Raw genomic sequence first — 16,389 nt, forward strand, 5'->3', positions numbered from 1 at the left:
AATATATCGACTTACCGGCAAAGATTGACAATAATCGCACCCTATACAAAGCGCAACATTAAACCGTCATCTTCCAACTAGATAACGCTAACCAGTTCTCCATTTCCTTATAATCAGGCATGATCTTCCCGACAAGACGCCAGAAAGAGCGATCATGATTTAAATGAACCATATGACACATTTCATGAACAACTACATAATCAATTACTCGCTGTGGTGCCATCGCTAACTTCCAATTGAATGTTAGCTGTAAATTTGAATCGCAAGTGCCCCACGTACGACTACTATCTGTAATACGAATAGAACGTGGTTTTGTTTTGAAGTTACTTTGATGCACTTTAATACTCTTCTCTACCAATGACTTACACTGCTTATAGTAAAATCGTTTTAACGCTTGTTGTACTTTCTCGTCCTTAAGCTCTTTCACATAAATATGTAGTTTATCTCCTTCAAACACTGCATTGTCTTGTGTAATACATGCATCTTGAGAGATTTGTATCGGATACGTATTCCCTAAATATAGAAAACCCTCGCCTTGATCATAATCCTTTTCCTGCGGTCCAAGCGCTCGCTCCTGCATTTCCTTACGTGTTTTCTGAATCCAATCCCATTTCTCCTCTAGCAACTGGACTAAGTATTCAACAGGCGTTCCCTTCGGAGCTTGCACTTCTACATTTCCGTACGAATCTACGAAAAGACGCACCGATTTTTTCTTTTTATAAGTTATATGAAAATTAATTGTCTCACCTAAATATGTATGTACCATTTCATCACCTAACGTATTATTTTACATATAAAAAAGAGTAGGATACAAACGTCCTACTCTACCTATTATATCATTTACCTCTTTGACGGGCTCATTATCCTCTATACTTTACAGCTAACCCCTTAATGAAGTTCCTTGCATATCTATCGCCGCACTCTTTGTAATTTTTATGGCCTTTTTTTCTTAATAGAGCGCCTAGTTCTCCCTTAGTCACCGTAACGCCTACGCTATCTAATATATCAAGTACATCCTCACTCGTTAAAGATAGTGCAATTTTCATTTTCTTTAGAAGAAGGTTGTTAGCACTCTCTTTGCTTTGTACAGGTGCTGGTTGCCCAGGTTTCGGATCTTGCTTCCCTCTTTTTAAAGTAATAAATCCATTGAAAAACGCCTCTAACATCATCATATCGCATGTTTTTACGTACTCATCTTCTTCCACATCAGGGTTTTCAGGTTCGTGCTGAGGTGCTCTCTTTATTTTTGTAAGCATATCAACTACGTCTTCTTTCGTTACTTCCATACCACCAAGTTTAAAGATTTCTACCATATCTATATCTCTTATATCTAAAGCGTATCTTACTCTTTTTAATATATCGTTGTTGCTCATTGCCATTGTTTTTCCTCCTGAAATGTTGATTATTTTTAACTTTTTATTTGTAATACAGTTTACCGTAACTAATCTAAATAAGATTATTTTTTATTATTTTCATAATTAAATTTAACAAAAAAGGTAGTGCCTTCCGATCCTGTTTGAATTTCTATTTTTGCATTATGACGGGTAGCAATGGCATAACATACGCCTAATCCCAATCCAGTTCCATTATCTTTGGTTGTGTAAAATGGAGTCCCCAGTTTCTCTAATACTTCAGGGCTGATACCTTTCCCTTCATCCCGCACTGCAAGCACCACACAATTTTGCCCTTCCTTATAGGTGCTAATGGTTAGATTTTTCCCTGTACTCATCGCTTCTAAGCCATTACGATATAGGTTCATTAATAATTGCCGTATCTCATTACGATTTAAAAGTAATGCTGGAACGTCATTTGTATCGACTTGAATATATTTATTTTGATTATGCGTATCTATCTTTATTAAAGGAATAATATCGTGGATAATTGAGTTTAAATCTAACATCTGCAAATCTGATTTCTTTGTATTACCTATTGAGAGAAATTCAGTAATAATAGAATTGGCACGGTCAAGTTCTTCAACCATTAAATTAAAGTAGTTATTATGTTTCTCATAGTTGTTCTCTTCTTTTAATAACTGCAAAAATCCTCGTACTGTTGTCATTGGATTTCTAATCTCGTGGCTGATACCTGCTGCCATTTGCCCTATTAACTCTATGTTGGATAACCTTTTCAATTCCTGTTCATATTGCTTTTTTTCTGTTATGTTTTTACAAATACAACAAATGCCATCATCATACGGATATGCAATAACTTCATGCCAATATTCATCAAAGGTAGAAAAAAATTCAAAATGAACTGTAGTTCGCTCTGACATTACACGATGAAGCTCCTTATATATAACTGTATCTACGCTACTTGGGAAGACCTCCCATATATTCTTACCTAATACGTCTTTTGCTGTTTTTCTTTGTGGGAAATGTTGATGTTTATTTACATACGTAAATTCCCATTTATTATTCAAAGTCAAGAATCCATCCGTAATACTTTCAATCACACTTGTGACTTTTTCATTAGCAGCAGCTAGTTCTCTCGTTCGTTCTTCCACCATGCTTTCAAGTTGATCCATATATAACAAGTTTGAAAACGTAGGAGCTGTGGCATCAACGATAGATTTTGCCAGTTGAATTCGGGAATCATCGTAATTAGGAGTTTTTTCCTCTTTGCCAACGACGATTACCCCTAATACTTCTCCCATTGAAACCAATGGAATCATCAGTAAACACTTACTATCTATATGTTTTGTTCGAATAATCTCTTGAATCTTGGCTTCATAGCTTTTCTCCATCCAATCTGCTTCTATCCAATCACAGCCCGAGCTTAACTTCGTTGTTTTAATCGTTGTTTTGTCTAGCGGATCTAAAAGGTGGGCAGCCATGTTTTTACTCTCTAAAATCTGTCCTAAGTAAAAAAAGCATTTATCAAAACTCTCCTGTATTGAGGAACACATTGATAAATCACGGGTAACATTTAGTAACAGCTGCTTCTCGGCAATAAGATTTTCTTTTTGGGTTAAATTTTTTGCGTTTTGAATGGCGACCGCCGCCATGTTTACATAAGCTTCAACACTTTGAATTTCTGAATCTGTTAAGTTCATTGGAACTCCATAATCAAATAAAAAAACAAGACCAAATAACTCTTGCCCAAATGAGATAGGCAGAGCTAATAAAGACTTAATTTTGAACGCATCGACTGGTCTCGGATCCGGTCGATGATCCTTTGAGGTATCAGGAATATAGATGGTTTTTTTAGTCTCAATAACTTCTTTTGCCAGTAAGTCTACTTCAGGATCAATTACTTGAGTATCGAGCGTTACGCCATTTATGGTCTCTGGTTTTCCTGCAAACCCTCTAAATGTTCCATCTTCTTCAGGTAAATAAATTCCAACAGCGTCACACCTAACAATCTCCTCTGATATCGCCATGGTTACACGCTGTAATACTTCACGTAATTCTAATTTTGTATTTATTATTTTGGTTATATTCGCGAGCCTAGAATATCTCGTCTGATCACTTAACATTTGCATAGCCTCCAATTATAGGCGTAATAAAGTGCAACTTTAATAAGTGAGGGGTGATTCATCCCCCCACTTATTATCAGCCTGAATCCAACCTAACCTCTTTGCACTAGCAGAATTTTGAGGTGGGAGTTTTACTGCCCACAAATAGCGGGATAAAATAAACATGCTAATATCAGTGAAGATCAAGATCAACCTACCATTTTTTCCTGTATTCTTTTCTTACCCTTGTTTTATATAGAATACCTCACTTACTTCTGATACGGTTCACCTTACACTAATAAAATTACTACACTCCATCCCTCTAACTTTCAAAAGTTACACCGTTTCACTACCCTGGGTCTCACTAGCACTCGCCTCAAACTTATCAAGCAATACACGTACTTCATCAGTCGACTTCGTGCTCATCAATTGATTTCGTAGTTCAGCAGCCCCAGGGAAGCCTTTTACATAAATTTTGAAGAAGCGATGTAGTCCTGTGATAGAGCGTGGTAATACTTCTGCATATTGATCTTGAAGATCAAGTTGTAGTCTTAAAAGATCTAAATGTTCTTTACTGCTATGCTCTCTTGGTTCTTTTTCGAAAGCAAATGGATTTTTAAAGATTCCTCGTCCAATCATGACGCCATCAATGCCGTATTTTTCAGCAAGTTCCAGCCCGGTTTTACGGTCAGGGATGTCACCATTTATTGTTAGGAGCGTATTTGGTGCAATACGATCACGTAATTTTTTAATTTCCGGAATTAGCTCCCAGTGCGCATCCACTTGGCTCATTTCTTCTCTTGTACGTAAGTGAATAGAAAGGTTCGCGATATCTTGTTTGAAAATGTGCGTTAACCAATCTTCCCACTCACTTAACTCTTTAAAGCCAAGTCTTGTTTTTACGCTGACAGGTAGTCCGCCTGCTTTTGCTGCTTGAATAAGTTCTGCCGCAACATCTGGACGTAGAATAAGGCCACTACCTTTTCCTCTTGATGCTACGTTTGGTACAGGGCAACCCATATTAATATCGATGCCTTTAAATCCTAACTCTGCCATACCAATACTCATTTGACGGAAATATTCAGGATTATCTCCCCAAATATGCGCCACGATTGGTTGTTCATCTTCTGTAAAAATTAAACGGCCACGTACACTTTTCATACCTTCTGGATGACAATAACTATCCGAGTTTGTGAACTCTGTGAAGAATACGTCTGGGCGACCAGCTTCACTTACTACATGACGGAACACAACGTCCGTTACATCTTCCATTGGTGCAAGTACGAAAAATGGTCGTGGTAAATCACGCCAAAAATTATCTATCATTTCAAATTCAAATCCTCTCACTATGAATACAATTTCAAACTCTCAATAAACCAAAAAGCAGATGGTATAGATTTTCCTATATCAACTGCTTTCCTATTATACCAACTTCAGCCAAGCTACACACTCTACATGAGTCGTATGCGGGAACATATCAACAGGTTGTACTTCCTGCGTTTTATACCCGCCTTCTTCTAGTACTTTTAAGTCACGTGCTAATGTTGCTGGGTTACATGATACGTATACGACGCGTTTTGGTTTCATGTCGATGATTGTGTTTAGTAGTGCCTCATCACAACCTTTACGCGGTGGATCTACGACCATTGTGTCAGCGATTACGCCTTCTTTGTACCATTTTGGAATGACTACTTCTGCTTCTCCTACGCCAAATTCAGCGTTAGTCATGTTGTTTAGTGCTGCGTTTCGGTTTGCGTCTTCGATTGCTTCTGGGACGATTTCAACGCCGTACACTTTTTTCGCTTTTTGTGCTAGGAATAAGGAGATTGATCCAATTCCGCAATAAGCATCAATTACTGTTTCGTTACCATCTAATTTTGCGTATTCTAACGTTTTATCGTACAGCACTTTCGTTTGTTCTGGGTTTACTTGATAGAATGAACGTGCTGAAATCGCAAATTTAATGTCACCGATAAAGTCATAAATATATTCTGATCCGTACAGTACTGTCGTTGTGTCTCCGAAGATTACGTTTGTACGTTTCGTGTTTACGTTTTGAACAATCGATTTTACTTCAGGGAATTTCGCAGCAATTTCTTCAATAATTGCTTTTTTGTTTGGCAGTTCTGCTGTACGAGTAATGAAGACAAGCATAATTTCCCCTGTTACTTGTCCGTAACGCGCCATTACGTGACGAAGTGTTCCTTTGTTACGCTCTTCGTTGTATGCCGAAATACCATGTTTTTCACAAATACGTTTTACTTCTTGAATTAATGTATCGTTTTCTTCTGCCTGAATTAAACATGATTCCATATTAATAATGTCATGTGTTCCTTGGCGATAGAAACCAGCTACAAGTCCACCTTCACGCTCTCCAATTGGTACTTGTGCTTTGTTACGGTATACCCACGGATTTTTCATGCCAAGTACAGGATGAACAGGAACATCACTTAGTCCGCCAATGCGTTGCATAACGTCACGTACTTGTTTTTCTTTCGCTTGTAATTGTCCTTCATATGTTAAGTGCTGAAGTTGACAACCGCCGCACTGATTGTACACCGGGCATTCTGCATCTTTACGGTACGGGCTCTCTGTATGAAGCTTCATTAAACGACCGAATGCGAAGTTTTTCTTCACTTTAATAATTTTAATTTGTGCTTCTTCACCTGGTAATCCGTTTTTAACGAAAATAGGATAGCCTTTTACTTTCGCAACACCGGCACCATCATGTGTTAAATCTTCAAATACTACATCTATAAACTCGTTTTTCTCAACTGGTGGCGTCATTTTTGTACTCATTTTCCGACCTCTCTTTTTCATAACACTGCGTTACATTTTATCATACTTATATGGTCTATTTCTATCGGAAGAAAAAAAGCTATTGACGATAGTTCTCTGTTAATGTTACGCTACTACTAATTTAATACGGACGATGTTACCTCATATATACTCGATAATATGGATCGAGAGTTTCTACCCGGCAACCTTAAATTGCTGGACTATGGGGAAAACTAATGAATATTAGCCTATGTGCAAAAAAGGACTCATATTGATTAGCTTTCTCTCATAGATGAAAGTGAATCCATATGGGTCTTTTTTTTATTTTTATTTTTCTAAAAGGTCAGACATCTTACGTATGACATAAAACCTCTTTGTTTTATTTTTAGTAATATAACGAGCGTTTTATGTACAAACTTTATACGAACTTCTGAAAGGGGCAACTACATGCAATATGTAATGAGCATTATCGGTATTCTTGTCGTTTTAGGTTTATGCTTTGCTTTGTCAAACAACAAAAGTAAAATCAACTTCCGTGCAATTGCTATTATGATTGGTTTTCAAATTTTAATCGGTTGGTTTATGTTTGGCACAAAGATTGGTCAACAAATCATTATTTTCATTGGTAAAGTTTTCAACAAACTAATTAAACTTGGTACGACAGGTGTCGATTTTCTCTTTAATGGAATTCAAAGAGATTTTGTCTTTTTCTTAAACGTACTATTAATTATCGTATTTTTCTCAGCACTACTTTCTATCTTTAGTTACTTAGGTGTTTTACCATTCATCGTTCGCGTTGTCGGCGGTGCCATCTCAAAAATTACTGGTTTACCACGTGTTGAATCATTCCACGCAGTAAACTCTGTATTCTTCGGTTCAAGTGAAGCGTTAATCGTTATTAAAAATGATTTACAACATTTCAATAAAAACCGTATGTTTATCATTTGTTGTTCTGCGATGAGCTCAGTTTCTGCTTCTGTTACAGCATCATACGTAATGATGTTAGATGCGAAATATGTACTAGCAGCTCTTCCGCTAAACTTATTCTCAAGCTTAATCGTCTGTTCGCTATTAACACCAGTTGATACGAAGAAAGAAGATGAAGTGATTCAAAAATTTGATAGAACTTTATTCGGTGACAGCTTTATCGGTGCAATGATTAACGGTGCGCTTGATGGTTTAAAAGTAGCTGGTATCGTTGCCGCATTAATGATCGCCTTCATCGGTGTGATGGAAGTTGTAAACTACGTAATTAGTGCAGCTTCAGGTGCAATGGGATATGCTGTTACGTTACAACAAATCTTCGGTTATATACTTGCCCCATTCGCATTCTTAATGGGTATTCCAACTCAAGATATTATTCCAGCTGGTGGTATTATGGGTACAAAGATTGTATTAAACGAGTTTGTAGCAATTCTTGATTTAAAAGATGTTGCAGCAACATTATCTCCACGTACAGTTGGAATCGTTACAGTATTCTTAATTAGCTTCGCAAGTATTAGCCAAATTGGTGCGATTGTAGGTACAATCCGTGCCCTTTCTGAAAAACAAGGAAGCATCGTTTCTAAATTTGGTTGGAAAATGCTATTTGCATCAACACTTGCTTCTATTTTATCTGCAACAATTGCTGGATTGTTTATTTAATAAAAAGTCACCTTACTTTAACGAGTAAGGTGATTTTTTTGATTCTTTATGAAACCGAACGGAATTCAACTACTTCCTCTTTACTAATAAGTTTTCCTTCGTGTATGCCTTTTACTGAAATAACCATAACAGATTTATCTTCTCCTTCAAGCTTTCCTAAGGAGAATAAATAGATTAAATTTTCTTTCTGTAACATCCATCGTTTTCCATTTACTCGACCTAATATTCTTTTTTCTGAAGATGGCTTTATTTCTCCAACATACTGACATTCTCCAAAAGAAGTTTTTATTATATTCTTCTCTGTATCAATTACTAGATGCTGGAATAGTTCTAGGTTTCTACTTGAAACAATTTCTATTTCATGATTACTTTTTTGCTTAAATTGAAGCTTTCCATCACTTGTATTAGATAAACTACTATTCTCAACAGCGTTCCTAAAAAAGTTATATTCTTCTTCTGTAATACCAAAGTTAGGATGATACGGCTTCACCTGTTTATCTGTATGCCCTGATATGTAGTTTATGTACCACTCTTTATCCTTCTTCACATGATCACTCATCTTTTTAGTAATAACCTCTACTTTTTCACGTGTATCTCGATCCATCTCAAGTGTCATAATATCCGCCGTCACTTCCGCATTCATAAAATGCGATGGTATATACTCTTCCACACTATTCGCTCTACTCACTTCACTTTGACAACCAACTATAAATAGCGATATGAAAAAGATATATATTATTTTTTTATATTTCATTTCTGTTCTCCACTCCGTACATCATTCTTACTTAATTTTATAGCGTTCTTACTATATTATAAAATAATTATATAACAATAAATTCGTTATCCATATGCAAAATTGTACATTAATAAGTCTTCTTACTTTAAAATTAGCTTAAATCACTTTCCAAATTATACAAATAACAAACTTTAAATGTTATAATTTGTAAAAAAACTTATTGGAGGACCTTATGAAAATTCACGCCCTTTTTGATTTCTTACATTTACTAGTCTTAACCTTGAAAAGCTATTATATATGGGGAATGCCTATCTATGTATTCATTATTCCTCTTATCTTTGTAGTAGGTTATATTATAATTAATTCTAATAAGAAACAAAAAAATACATCTATTCAAAGTCATTAATCTATCGCTCTAATAGCTCCTCCTAAAAATCATATTCCCCTCATATTCTTCAAATGCTATGATGAACAAGGGTATATCCCCACCTCTCTTACAGCGGTGGGGATTTTAAATGTAAGAATGCAACATAATACACAATAGAAGGTGATTTTATGAAAAAATACGCAGCAATCGCTTTATGCACATCTGCTATTCTAGCAGGTTGTACTACTAGCAATGTAAGTCAAGAGCCTAAAAAAGAGAAAAAGGTTCAAGAGACTAAGAAACAAGAAGTGACCGTACAAGAACAAGGGAAAATTTCTTATAACCCAATTACATATGAATCTACTAACACTACTATTCACATGGCAGATATAAAAGATACTTTAACTGAGGTACAATATAAAATTTGGCGAACTGCTGACGGAAAGGAAACTGCTAAATCCTTATCTTCAAAAGAAAGGGAAAAGCAATTTTCACTTCCTTTTGACATAAAAGAATTTGAAGGAAAACGCGGTGAGTTCCAAATCGAAGCAACGGGAATAAAAGAAGATGGGAAAACCATTCCGCTCACAAAATCTACTATTACTTTCGAGCAAAAGGTTCCCGTTCTTATGTATCATGCAATCGATGATTATCACGGACAAGGCATTAAAGATTTATTCGTATCACCTGCTAACTTTGAAGCACAAATGAAATATTTAAAGGACAACGGCTATACGTTACTAACTTTCGAACGTTGGGGCGATATTAATAAAGTAAATAAACCTATCTTCGTTACATTTGATGACGGTATGAAAAATAATATGAATGCATTTCATGTTTTACAAAAGCTAAAAGACGATACGTTTAAACCTACAGCAACAGAATATATGATTGTTGATAACGTTGATGTAGAAGGATCACTGTCTACATCTGACATAAAAGAAATGGTCGATTCCGGCATTTTCTCTATGCAATCCCATACTGCAACACATGCAGACTTGCCGAAAATTACAAACTATGAAAAAGAATTAAAAGAATCAAAGGAAAAGCTAGAGAAAATAACAGGTAAGCCTGTTATTGCAGTTGCTTATCCATTCGGTCATGTAGATGATAAAGTCGTTGCAGAAACGAAGAAATATTATCAATTTGCGACGACAACAAAACCCGGAAAATTCATTACAAAAGGTGAACCCGATGAATTATTAAAAATGAAGCGTGTTCGCATACACAATTCTACGACTGTAGAACAATTTGCTTCTTCGATTAAATAATGATGAGAGCTCAATATATTTTGAGCTCTCTTTTTATGCTATATTTATATATATTTTTTGAATTTTCTTGTATTATATATAGTAAGAAATCTTTCAAATTAAAGGAGATTATACATATGTCATTTGAACAAACGTTAGAGAAATATGCTGCCCTTGCAGTCAATGTTGGTGTTAATATTCAACCAGGACAAACACTATCAATTAGTGCACCTCTTGAAGCTGTACAATTTGTACGCCTCGTTACAGAAAAAGCATATAAATCTGGTGCAAAACACGTATATGTGGATTGGAATGATGAGACGTTAACACGCTTAAAGTTCGATCTAGCTCCTGAAGAAGCATTCGCTGAGTTCCCATCTTGGAAAGCACACGCTCGTGAAGAATTAGCAAAAGAAGGCGCTGCATTTATGTCTATTTACGCAGAAAACCCGGATTTATTAAAAGGTGTAGAAGCAACGCGTATCGCAACAGCTCATAAAGTAGCTGGTGAAGCAATGAAAGTATACCGTGATTACGTACAAGCTGATAAAGTAAGCTGGTGTGTCATTTCTGTCCCTACGAAAGAATGGGCTGCGAAAGTATTCCCTGACGTTGCACCAGAAGAACGAGAAGCAAAACTATGGGATGCTATTTTCAAAGCTACTCGTGCTGATTTAGAAAATCCTGTGGAAGCATGGAAAGAACACGATAAAACGTTACATACAAAAGTTGATTACTTAAATGAAAAACATTATAAAGCTCTTCACTATACAGGTCCTGGAACAGATTTAACGATTGAACTTCCAGAAAAGCATGTATGGGCTGGTGCTGGTAGCTTAAATGAAAAGAACGTACCATTTATGGCGAACATTCCAACTGAAGAAGTATTTACAATGCCGCTTAAAACAGGTGTAAACGGTCAAGTATCTAGTACAAAACCGTTAGCATTTGCAGGTAACATTATCGATAACTTCACGTTAACATTTGAAAACGGGCGTATCGTAGACTATAAAGCTGAAACTGGTGAAGAGGCTTTAAAACATTTAGTAGAAACAGATGAAGGTTCTCACTTCTTAGGTGAAGTGGCTTTAGTACCTCATGACTCACCAATTTCAAACACAAATATTTTATTCTACAATACGCTATTTGATGAAAACGCATCTTGCCACCTTGCAATCGGAAGTGCTTATGCTTTCAATTTAGTTGGCGGAAAAACAATGTCTAAAGAAGAGCTTGCTGAAAACGGAGCAAACACTAGTATTACACATAACGACTTCATGATCGGATCAGCCGAGCTTGATATCGACGGTATTACAGATGATGGAAGACATGAACCAATCTTCCGTAAAGGTAACTGGGCATTTTAATACAAATAAAAGGCTATCTTCCACACCGGAAGATAGCCTTTTATGATGCCGATGAAACCTTAAGTCCAATTACTCCTAAAACGATAAAGAGAATACAAAACGCTTGGAATAAGCTAATGTGCTCTTTAAAAAAATACACGCTAATGATTGTAATAAGTAATGTTCCTACACCAGACCAAATGGCATAAGCGATACTTAAATGAATTTTTTTGACAACGATGGCAAATACGCTGAAACAAATTCCATAAAATACGAAAATAAGTATACTTGGAACGAGCTTTGTTAAACCATTCGATAATTTCATCGCAATTGTTCCAGCTACTTCAAAAATAATTGTTACGAGTAATAATAGCCAATATATCATACTAGACTCTCCTTCTCTGTTACCTTATAGAGATTCTAGTATACTACCTTATAGCCCTAATGAAATATATTTAATTTCTAAATATTCCTCGATACCGAAATGGCCTCCTTCACGGCCAATACCACTCTCTTTAAAGCCACCGAACGGCGCTTGTGCAACCGATGGAAGTCCATCATTTAAACCGATAATTCCGTACTCTAACGCTTCGCTAATTTGGAATGCTTGACTAATGTCTTTTGTGAAAATATAAGCAGCCAATCCATATGGTGTATGATTTGCACGTTCAATTACTTCTTGCACTGTTTTAAATTTCGCAACTGGTGCAACTGGTCCGAATGTTTCTTCATTCATACAAAGCATCGTATCATTTGCTAATCCAATTACAGTTGGTTGCATAAAGTGTCCGTCTAGCTCTGCAACCTTTTGGCCACCATATAAAACTGTTCCACCTTGTTTAATAGCATCTTCGATATGTTCCTGTACTTTCGAAACTGCATGCTCGTCAATAAGTGGTCCTACAGTCGTTCCGTCACCGAAACCGTCTCCTACTTTCAACTGCCCTACTGCCTTTTGGAACTTCTCTGCAAATACTTCGTATACTTCTTCTTGAACGAATACTCGATTTGTACATATACACGTTTGTCCTGCGTTACGGAATTTCGAACCAATTACCGCATCTACCGCTTTATCTAAGTCCGCATCGTTCATAACAATAAACGGCGCGTGACCACCTAACTCAAGTGAAACCTTTTTCATCGTTTGTGCAGCACTGGCCATTAATTCCTTCCCAATTTCCGTTGATCCTGTGAAGGAAACCTTTCGAACACGTCCATCTTCCATCCACGTATCCGCAATTGCTTTCGCACTACCTGTTACAATATTTATTACACCTTTTGGAATGTCCGCTTCATGAGCTAATTCAGCCAATTTAAGCGCAGTTAACGGCGTTTGACTTGCAGGTTTTACAACTGCCGTACATCCTGCTGCAAGCGCCGGTGCTACCTTTCTCGTAATCATAGCGGCCGGGAAGTTCCAAGGTGTAATAGCTGCCATAACCCCAACAGGTTGCTTCATAACTAAAATACGTTTATTCGGATGAGAAGCAGGAATCATTTCACCGTATACGCGTTTTCCTTCTTCTGCATACCATTCAACAAAACTATTTGCATAATTCACTTCACCAAGCGCTTCTGCAAATGGCTTTCCTTGTTCTCTCGTCATAATCGCTGCAATCTCTTCTTTATTTTCATCAATAAGTGTGAACCATTTTTTTAACTTCATTGCACGATCTGCTGCTGTTAACTTAGACCATGATTTAAAAGCTTCATGGGCAGCATCAACAGCTTGCTTTGCCTCTGTTACCCCGCCCTTTGGTACCGTCGCAAATATTTCCTTCGTTGCTGGATTATTTACTTCGATTTGTTCTTGCAATGTAATCCACTCACCATTTATATACATCGCCTTTTTCTCTACGCTTACAAACGTCGCTTTTTTATCCAATGTTTTCTTCCTCCTCTATAAGTTTCTTTATTTTCCTCGTGGCAGCAGATTGACTTATTTTTAAAAACTCCGCTACTTTATAGCTCGATCCATATGTTTTATATGCTTTCAAAATAATATTCCGTTCTACTTCTTCTAACATTTTATAGAGACTTTGACCGGACTGTTCAACCGTTGATTCTTGCATCGCTATCGGGAAATCTTCTATCGTCACGATATCATCAGCAGTTATAACAATTCGTTCAATCACATTTTCAATTTCTCTATTATTTCCTTCCCACGGGTAACCAACAAACATTTGCAATGTGCTAGGTGCTAATTTTACATTCCGGCCATATTTCTCATTAAAGTGCTGTAAATAATGATAAATGAGCGGTAAAATGTCTTCAGTTCTTTCCCTGAGTGGTGGAATTACAATTGGAATGACATTCAGACGATAATATAAATCTTTCCTGAATGTTCCTTGTTTCACCATCATACTTAAATCTCTATTTGTGGCTGCTACAATTCTGACATCCACCTTTTTTAATTCTCTTCCGCCAATAGGCCGAAATGTCTTCTCCTGTAACACTTGCAAAAGCTTCGCTTGAATTTCAAGCGGCATTTCGCCAATTTCATCTAAGAAAAGAGTTCCTTTATGCGAGGATTCTAATAGTCCCTTTTTTCCTTCACGATTCGCACCTGTAAAAGATCCACCTGAGTATCCAAAAAGCTCTGATTCAATTAAATTTGTTGGCAATGCCGCACAGTTAATTTCATAGAAACTTTCATTCTTCCGGTTACTCACTTCATGTAAATGACGTACTAATCGACTCTTCCCTACTCCTGTCTCACCTAAAACGAGAACAGTACTATCTACTACAGATACTTTTTTAATTGTCTCGACTATTTTTTGCATAGCGATACTTTTAAAAATAAGTCCTTCATGTTCATATGTTTCTCTTAATTCTTTTTTATATGTTTTTAACTGATTATCCATTTCCTCTACCTTTTGACGTAATTGATAGAGCTCTGTAAGATCACGAGAGTAACTAATCACTCTTCTTAAATTTCCCTCATCATCAAAAACAGGCCTTGTACGAACGTGTAAATACTCTCCTGATTTTGTCGTTTGGACGAGTTCAATCGGCCTCTTTTTTTCAATTACCTCTAACGTTGCCGATGGATAAAAGATACCATCCTTCTGCAACTCTTTTACATGCTTACCTACTAACTCTTTAGCAGCTAATTGATAGTGCCTTTCACATGTACTATTTACACGCACAACGATTCCCTTTTCGTCAGTCACAAAAATTTCGTCAAACGCATATTCAAATACATCTTGTAAATCCATTAACACTCGTTCCTTTTCTGCAACCATCCTAGCCACCCCTAACTTCCAAAATCCATCGATTCACTTCCCTACCTTTATTATAAAGTGAATTTTCTGCATTTTATATAGAGTCAGCTAGAATGTTTGCGATTTATTATTTAACTTTTAAACGCGAGCAGTATTTGCCTTCTCATAACAGACTTGCAATGACTCTTCAATGATTGTTAATCCTTCTTCAAGTTGCTCATCTGTAATTACTAATGGCATGAGCACACGAATAACATTGCCGTATGTCCCTGCTGATAGTAGAAGTAATCCGCGTTTGTTTGCTTCTGCGCACAAATTAGCTGTTAATGTTTTATCAGGTGCTTTCGTCTTACGGTCTTGAACGACCTCGAATGCACACATTGCCCCTAAACCACGCACATCACCGATGCAATTATATTTATTTTTCATCTCTTCAAATCGATTCATTACGACTTTTCCTAATTCTATCGCTCTATCATTTAAATTCTCTTTTTCTATTACATCAAGTACTGCTAATGCTGCCGCACATCCTAGTGGGCTTCCTGCATACGTTCCACCAAGCTCTCCTGGTGCAGACTCATTCATAATTTCCTTACGCCCAATAACACCACTAATCGGTACACCAGCACCTAATGATTTAGATACCGTAATTAAATCTGGAACGACATCATAATGATCAATAGCAAAATACTTTCCTGTACGGCTAAATCCTGTTTGAATTTCATCCGCTACAAATAAGATGCCGTGTTCTGAACAAATATTGCGTACTGCTTGCACAAACTTCTTACTTGGAACGATAAATCCACCTTCACCTTGAACAGGTTCCATGACAACGGCTGCAATTGTTTCTGGTGCTACTTCTGATATGAAGAAATTCTTAAACTCTTCAATTATAAAGTCATCGTACTGCTCTTCAGTTAGTCCTTCTGGGCGACGATATTCGTACGGGAATGGCGCTTTATATACTTCCGGTGCAAATGGGCCAAATCCAAATTTATATGGTTTTACTTTACTTGTCATCGTCATTGTCATTAGTGTACGTCCGTGGAAACCTTTAGAAAATGCAATAATACCAGGTCTTTTTGTATATTTACGAGCGATTTTCACCGCATTCTCAACTGCTTCTGCACCACTATTTAAAAATAGTACTTGCTTATCAAAACTTCCTGGCGCTAATGCCGCAAGTTTTTCTGCTAATTCAATATATGGCTCATACATCATGACATTAAATCCAGTATGAATGTATTGATCTACTTGTTTATGAAGCGCTTCTTTCACAGCTGGATGACAATGTCCTACGTTAATTGTTCCAATTGCTCCTGCGAAATCAATATACTGATTGCCATCAACATCTGTCACAAGAGCACCATTTGCAGATTGTACAAACGTTGGGATGCCGTTACTTACTCCTTTTGGTACTATATTTTGGCGGCGTTCTAATAAAGACGCTGCTTTCGGTCCAGGAATTTGTTCATTTACTTTAGCAAATTTTTTTGTGTTCATTACGTACCCCATCCTTTTCTTTACATTGTTTTCTCTTTTCATTGCAAAATGTATGCCAACATTCTTTTCCAGCATTCATCCTACATA

13 protein-coding genes and 1 riboswitch are annotated in these 16,389 nt (G+C 36.7%); of the genes, 3 read left to right on the forward strand and 10 right to left on the reverse strand.

Going from position 1 to position 16,389, the window contains the following annotated elements; all coding sequences use genetic code 11:
* Positions 1-58: 58 nt before the first annotated feature.
* From AC3WVA_RS20255 to rlmD, 5 genes are all read right to left on the reverse strand, one after another.
* Entirely contained in the window at positions 59-766 is a 708-nt protein-coding gene (locus AC3WVA_RS20255; protein WP_098881157.1) for a M48 family metallopeptidase, read from the reverse strand.
* A 94-nt stretch (positions 767-860) separates the two neighbouring features.
* A complete protein-coding gene (locus tag AC3WVA_RS20260) occupies positions 861-1,379 on the reverse strand; it encodes a YehS family protein (RefSeq protein ID WP_001251737.1) in 519 nt (172 codons plus the stop codon).
* Between the two features lie 77 nt (positions 1,380-1,456).
* Entirely contained in the window at positions 1,457-3,475 is a 2,019-nt protein-coding gene (locus tag AC3WVA_RS20265; protein WP_098347383.1) for an ATP-binding protein, read from the reverse strand.
* Positions 3,476-3,790: 315 nt separating this feature from the next.
* A complete protein-coding gene (locus AC3WVA_RS20270) occupies positions 3,791-4,780 on the reverse strand; it encodes a tRNA dihydrouridine synthase (RefSeq protein ID WP_098521210.1) in 990 nt (329 codons plus the stop codon).
* A 96-nt stretch (positions 4,781-4,876) separates the two neighbouring features.
* A complete protein-coding gene (gene rlmD, locus AC3WVA_RS20275) occupies positions 4,877-6,253 on the reverse strand; it encodes a 23S rRNA (uracil(1939)-C(5))-methyltransferase RlmD (protein ID WP_048529384.1) in 1,377 nt (458 codons plus the stop codon).
* A gap of 121 nt (positions 6,254-6,374) precedes the next feature.
* Positions 6,375-6,476: riboswitch (purine riboswitch) on the forward strand.
* Between the two features lie 203 nt (positions 6,477-6,679).
* Here rlmD and AC3WVA_RS20280 point away from each other — a divergent pair.
* Entirely contained in the window at positions 6,680-7,876 is a 1,197-nt protein-coding gene (locus AC3WVA_RS20280) for a NupC/NupG family nucleoside CNT transporter (protein ID WP_048529387.1), read from the forward strand.
* Between the two features lie 46 nt (positions 7,877-7,922).
* Here the strand turns inward: AC3WVA_RS20280 and AC3WVA_RS20285 are convergent, their stop codons facing one another.
* Positions 7,923-8,630 (reverse strand): hypothetical protein, encoded by a 708-nt coding sequence (locus AC3WVA_RS20285; protein WP_492322120.1) that lies wholly within the window; start codon positions 8,628-8,630, stop codon positions 7,923-7,925.
* Positions 8,631-9,167: 537 nt separating this feature from the next.
* Here AC3WVA_RS20285 and AC3WVA_RS20290 point away from each other — a divergent pair.
* Both AC3WVA_RS20290 and AC3WVA_RS20295 read left to right on the forward strand, forming a co-directional pair.
* The gene (locus AC3WVA_RS20290; protein WP_098347381.1) at positions 9,168-10,250 is read left to right on the forward strand and encodes a polysaccharide deacetylase family protein; all 1,083 of its coding nucleotides are present in this window, start codon (positions 9,168-9,170) and stop codon (positions 10,248-10,250) included.
* Positions 10,251-10,366: 116 nt separating this feature from the next.
* Positions 10,367-11,596 carry an aminopeptidase gene (locus tag AC3WVA_RS20295; protein WP_071757783.1) on the forward strand — a complete coding sequence of 410 codons (1,230 nt, stop codon included), beginning with the start codon at positions 10,367-10,369 and terminating at the stop codon, positions 11,594-11,596.
* A gap of 40 nt (positions 11,597-11,636) precedes the next feature.
* Here the strand turns inward: AC3WVA_RS20295 and AC3WVA_RS20300 are convergent, their stop codons facing one another.
* The 4 genes from AC3WVA_RS20300 to gabT all read right to left on the reverse strand — a co-directional run bounded on the left by AC3WVA_RS20300 (position 11,637) and on the right by gabT (position 16,302).
* Complete coding sequence (locus AC3WVA_RS20300) at positions 11,637-11,960, reverse strand: DMT family transporter (protein ID WP_097840589.1); 324 nt, start codon at positions 11,958-11,960, stop codon at positions 11,637-11,639.
* Between the two features lie 48 nt (positions 11,961-12,008).
* The gene (gabD, locus tag AC3WVA_RS20305) at positions 12,009-13,460 is read right to left on the reverse strand and encodes an NADP-dependent succinate-semialdehyde dehydrogenase (RefSeq protein ID WP_341013840.1); all 1,452 of its coding nucleotides are present in this window, start codon (positions 13,458-13,460) and stop codon (positions 12,009-12,011) included.
* Positions 13,453-14,820, reverse strand: coding sequence for a sigma-54 interaction domain-containing protein (locus AC3WVA_RS20310; protein ID WP_195756148.1), 1,368 nt, complete (start codon positions 14,818-14,820; stop codon positions 13,453-13,455). Before AC3WVA_RS20310 ends, gabD begins: the two co-directional genes overlap by 8 nt.
* Positions 14,821-14,937: 117 nt before the next feature.
* Positions 14,938-16,302 carry a 4-aminobutyrate--2-oxoglutarate transaminase gene (gene gabT / locus AC3WVA_RS20315; protein ID WP_098881155.1) on the reverse strand — a complete coding sequence of 455 codons (1,365 nt, stop codon included), beginning with the start codon at positions 16,300-16,302 and terminating at the stop codon, positions 14,938-14,940.
* Positions 16,303-16,389: the final 87 nt, after the last annotated feature.

Source organism: Bacillus sp. EB106-04-02-XG92, assembly GCF_058791995.1.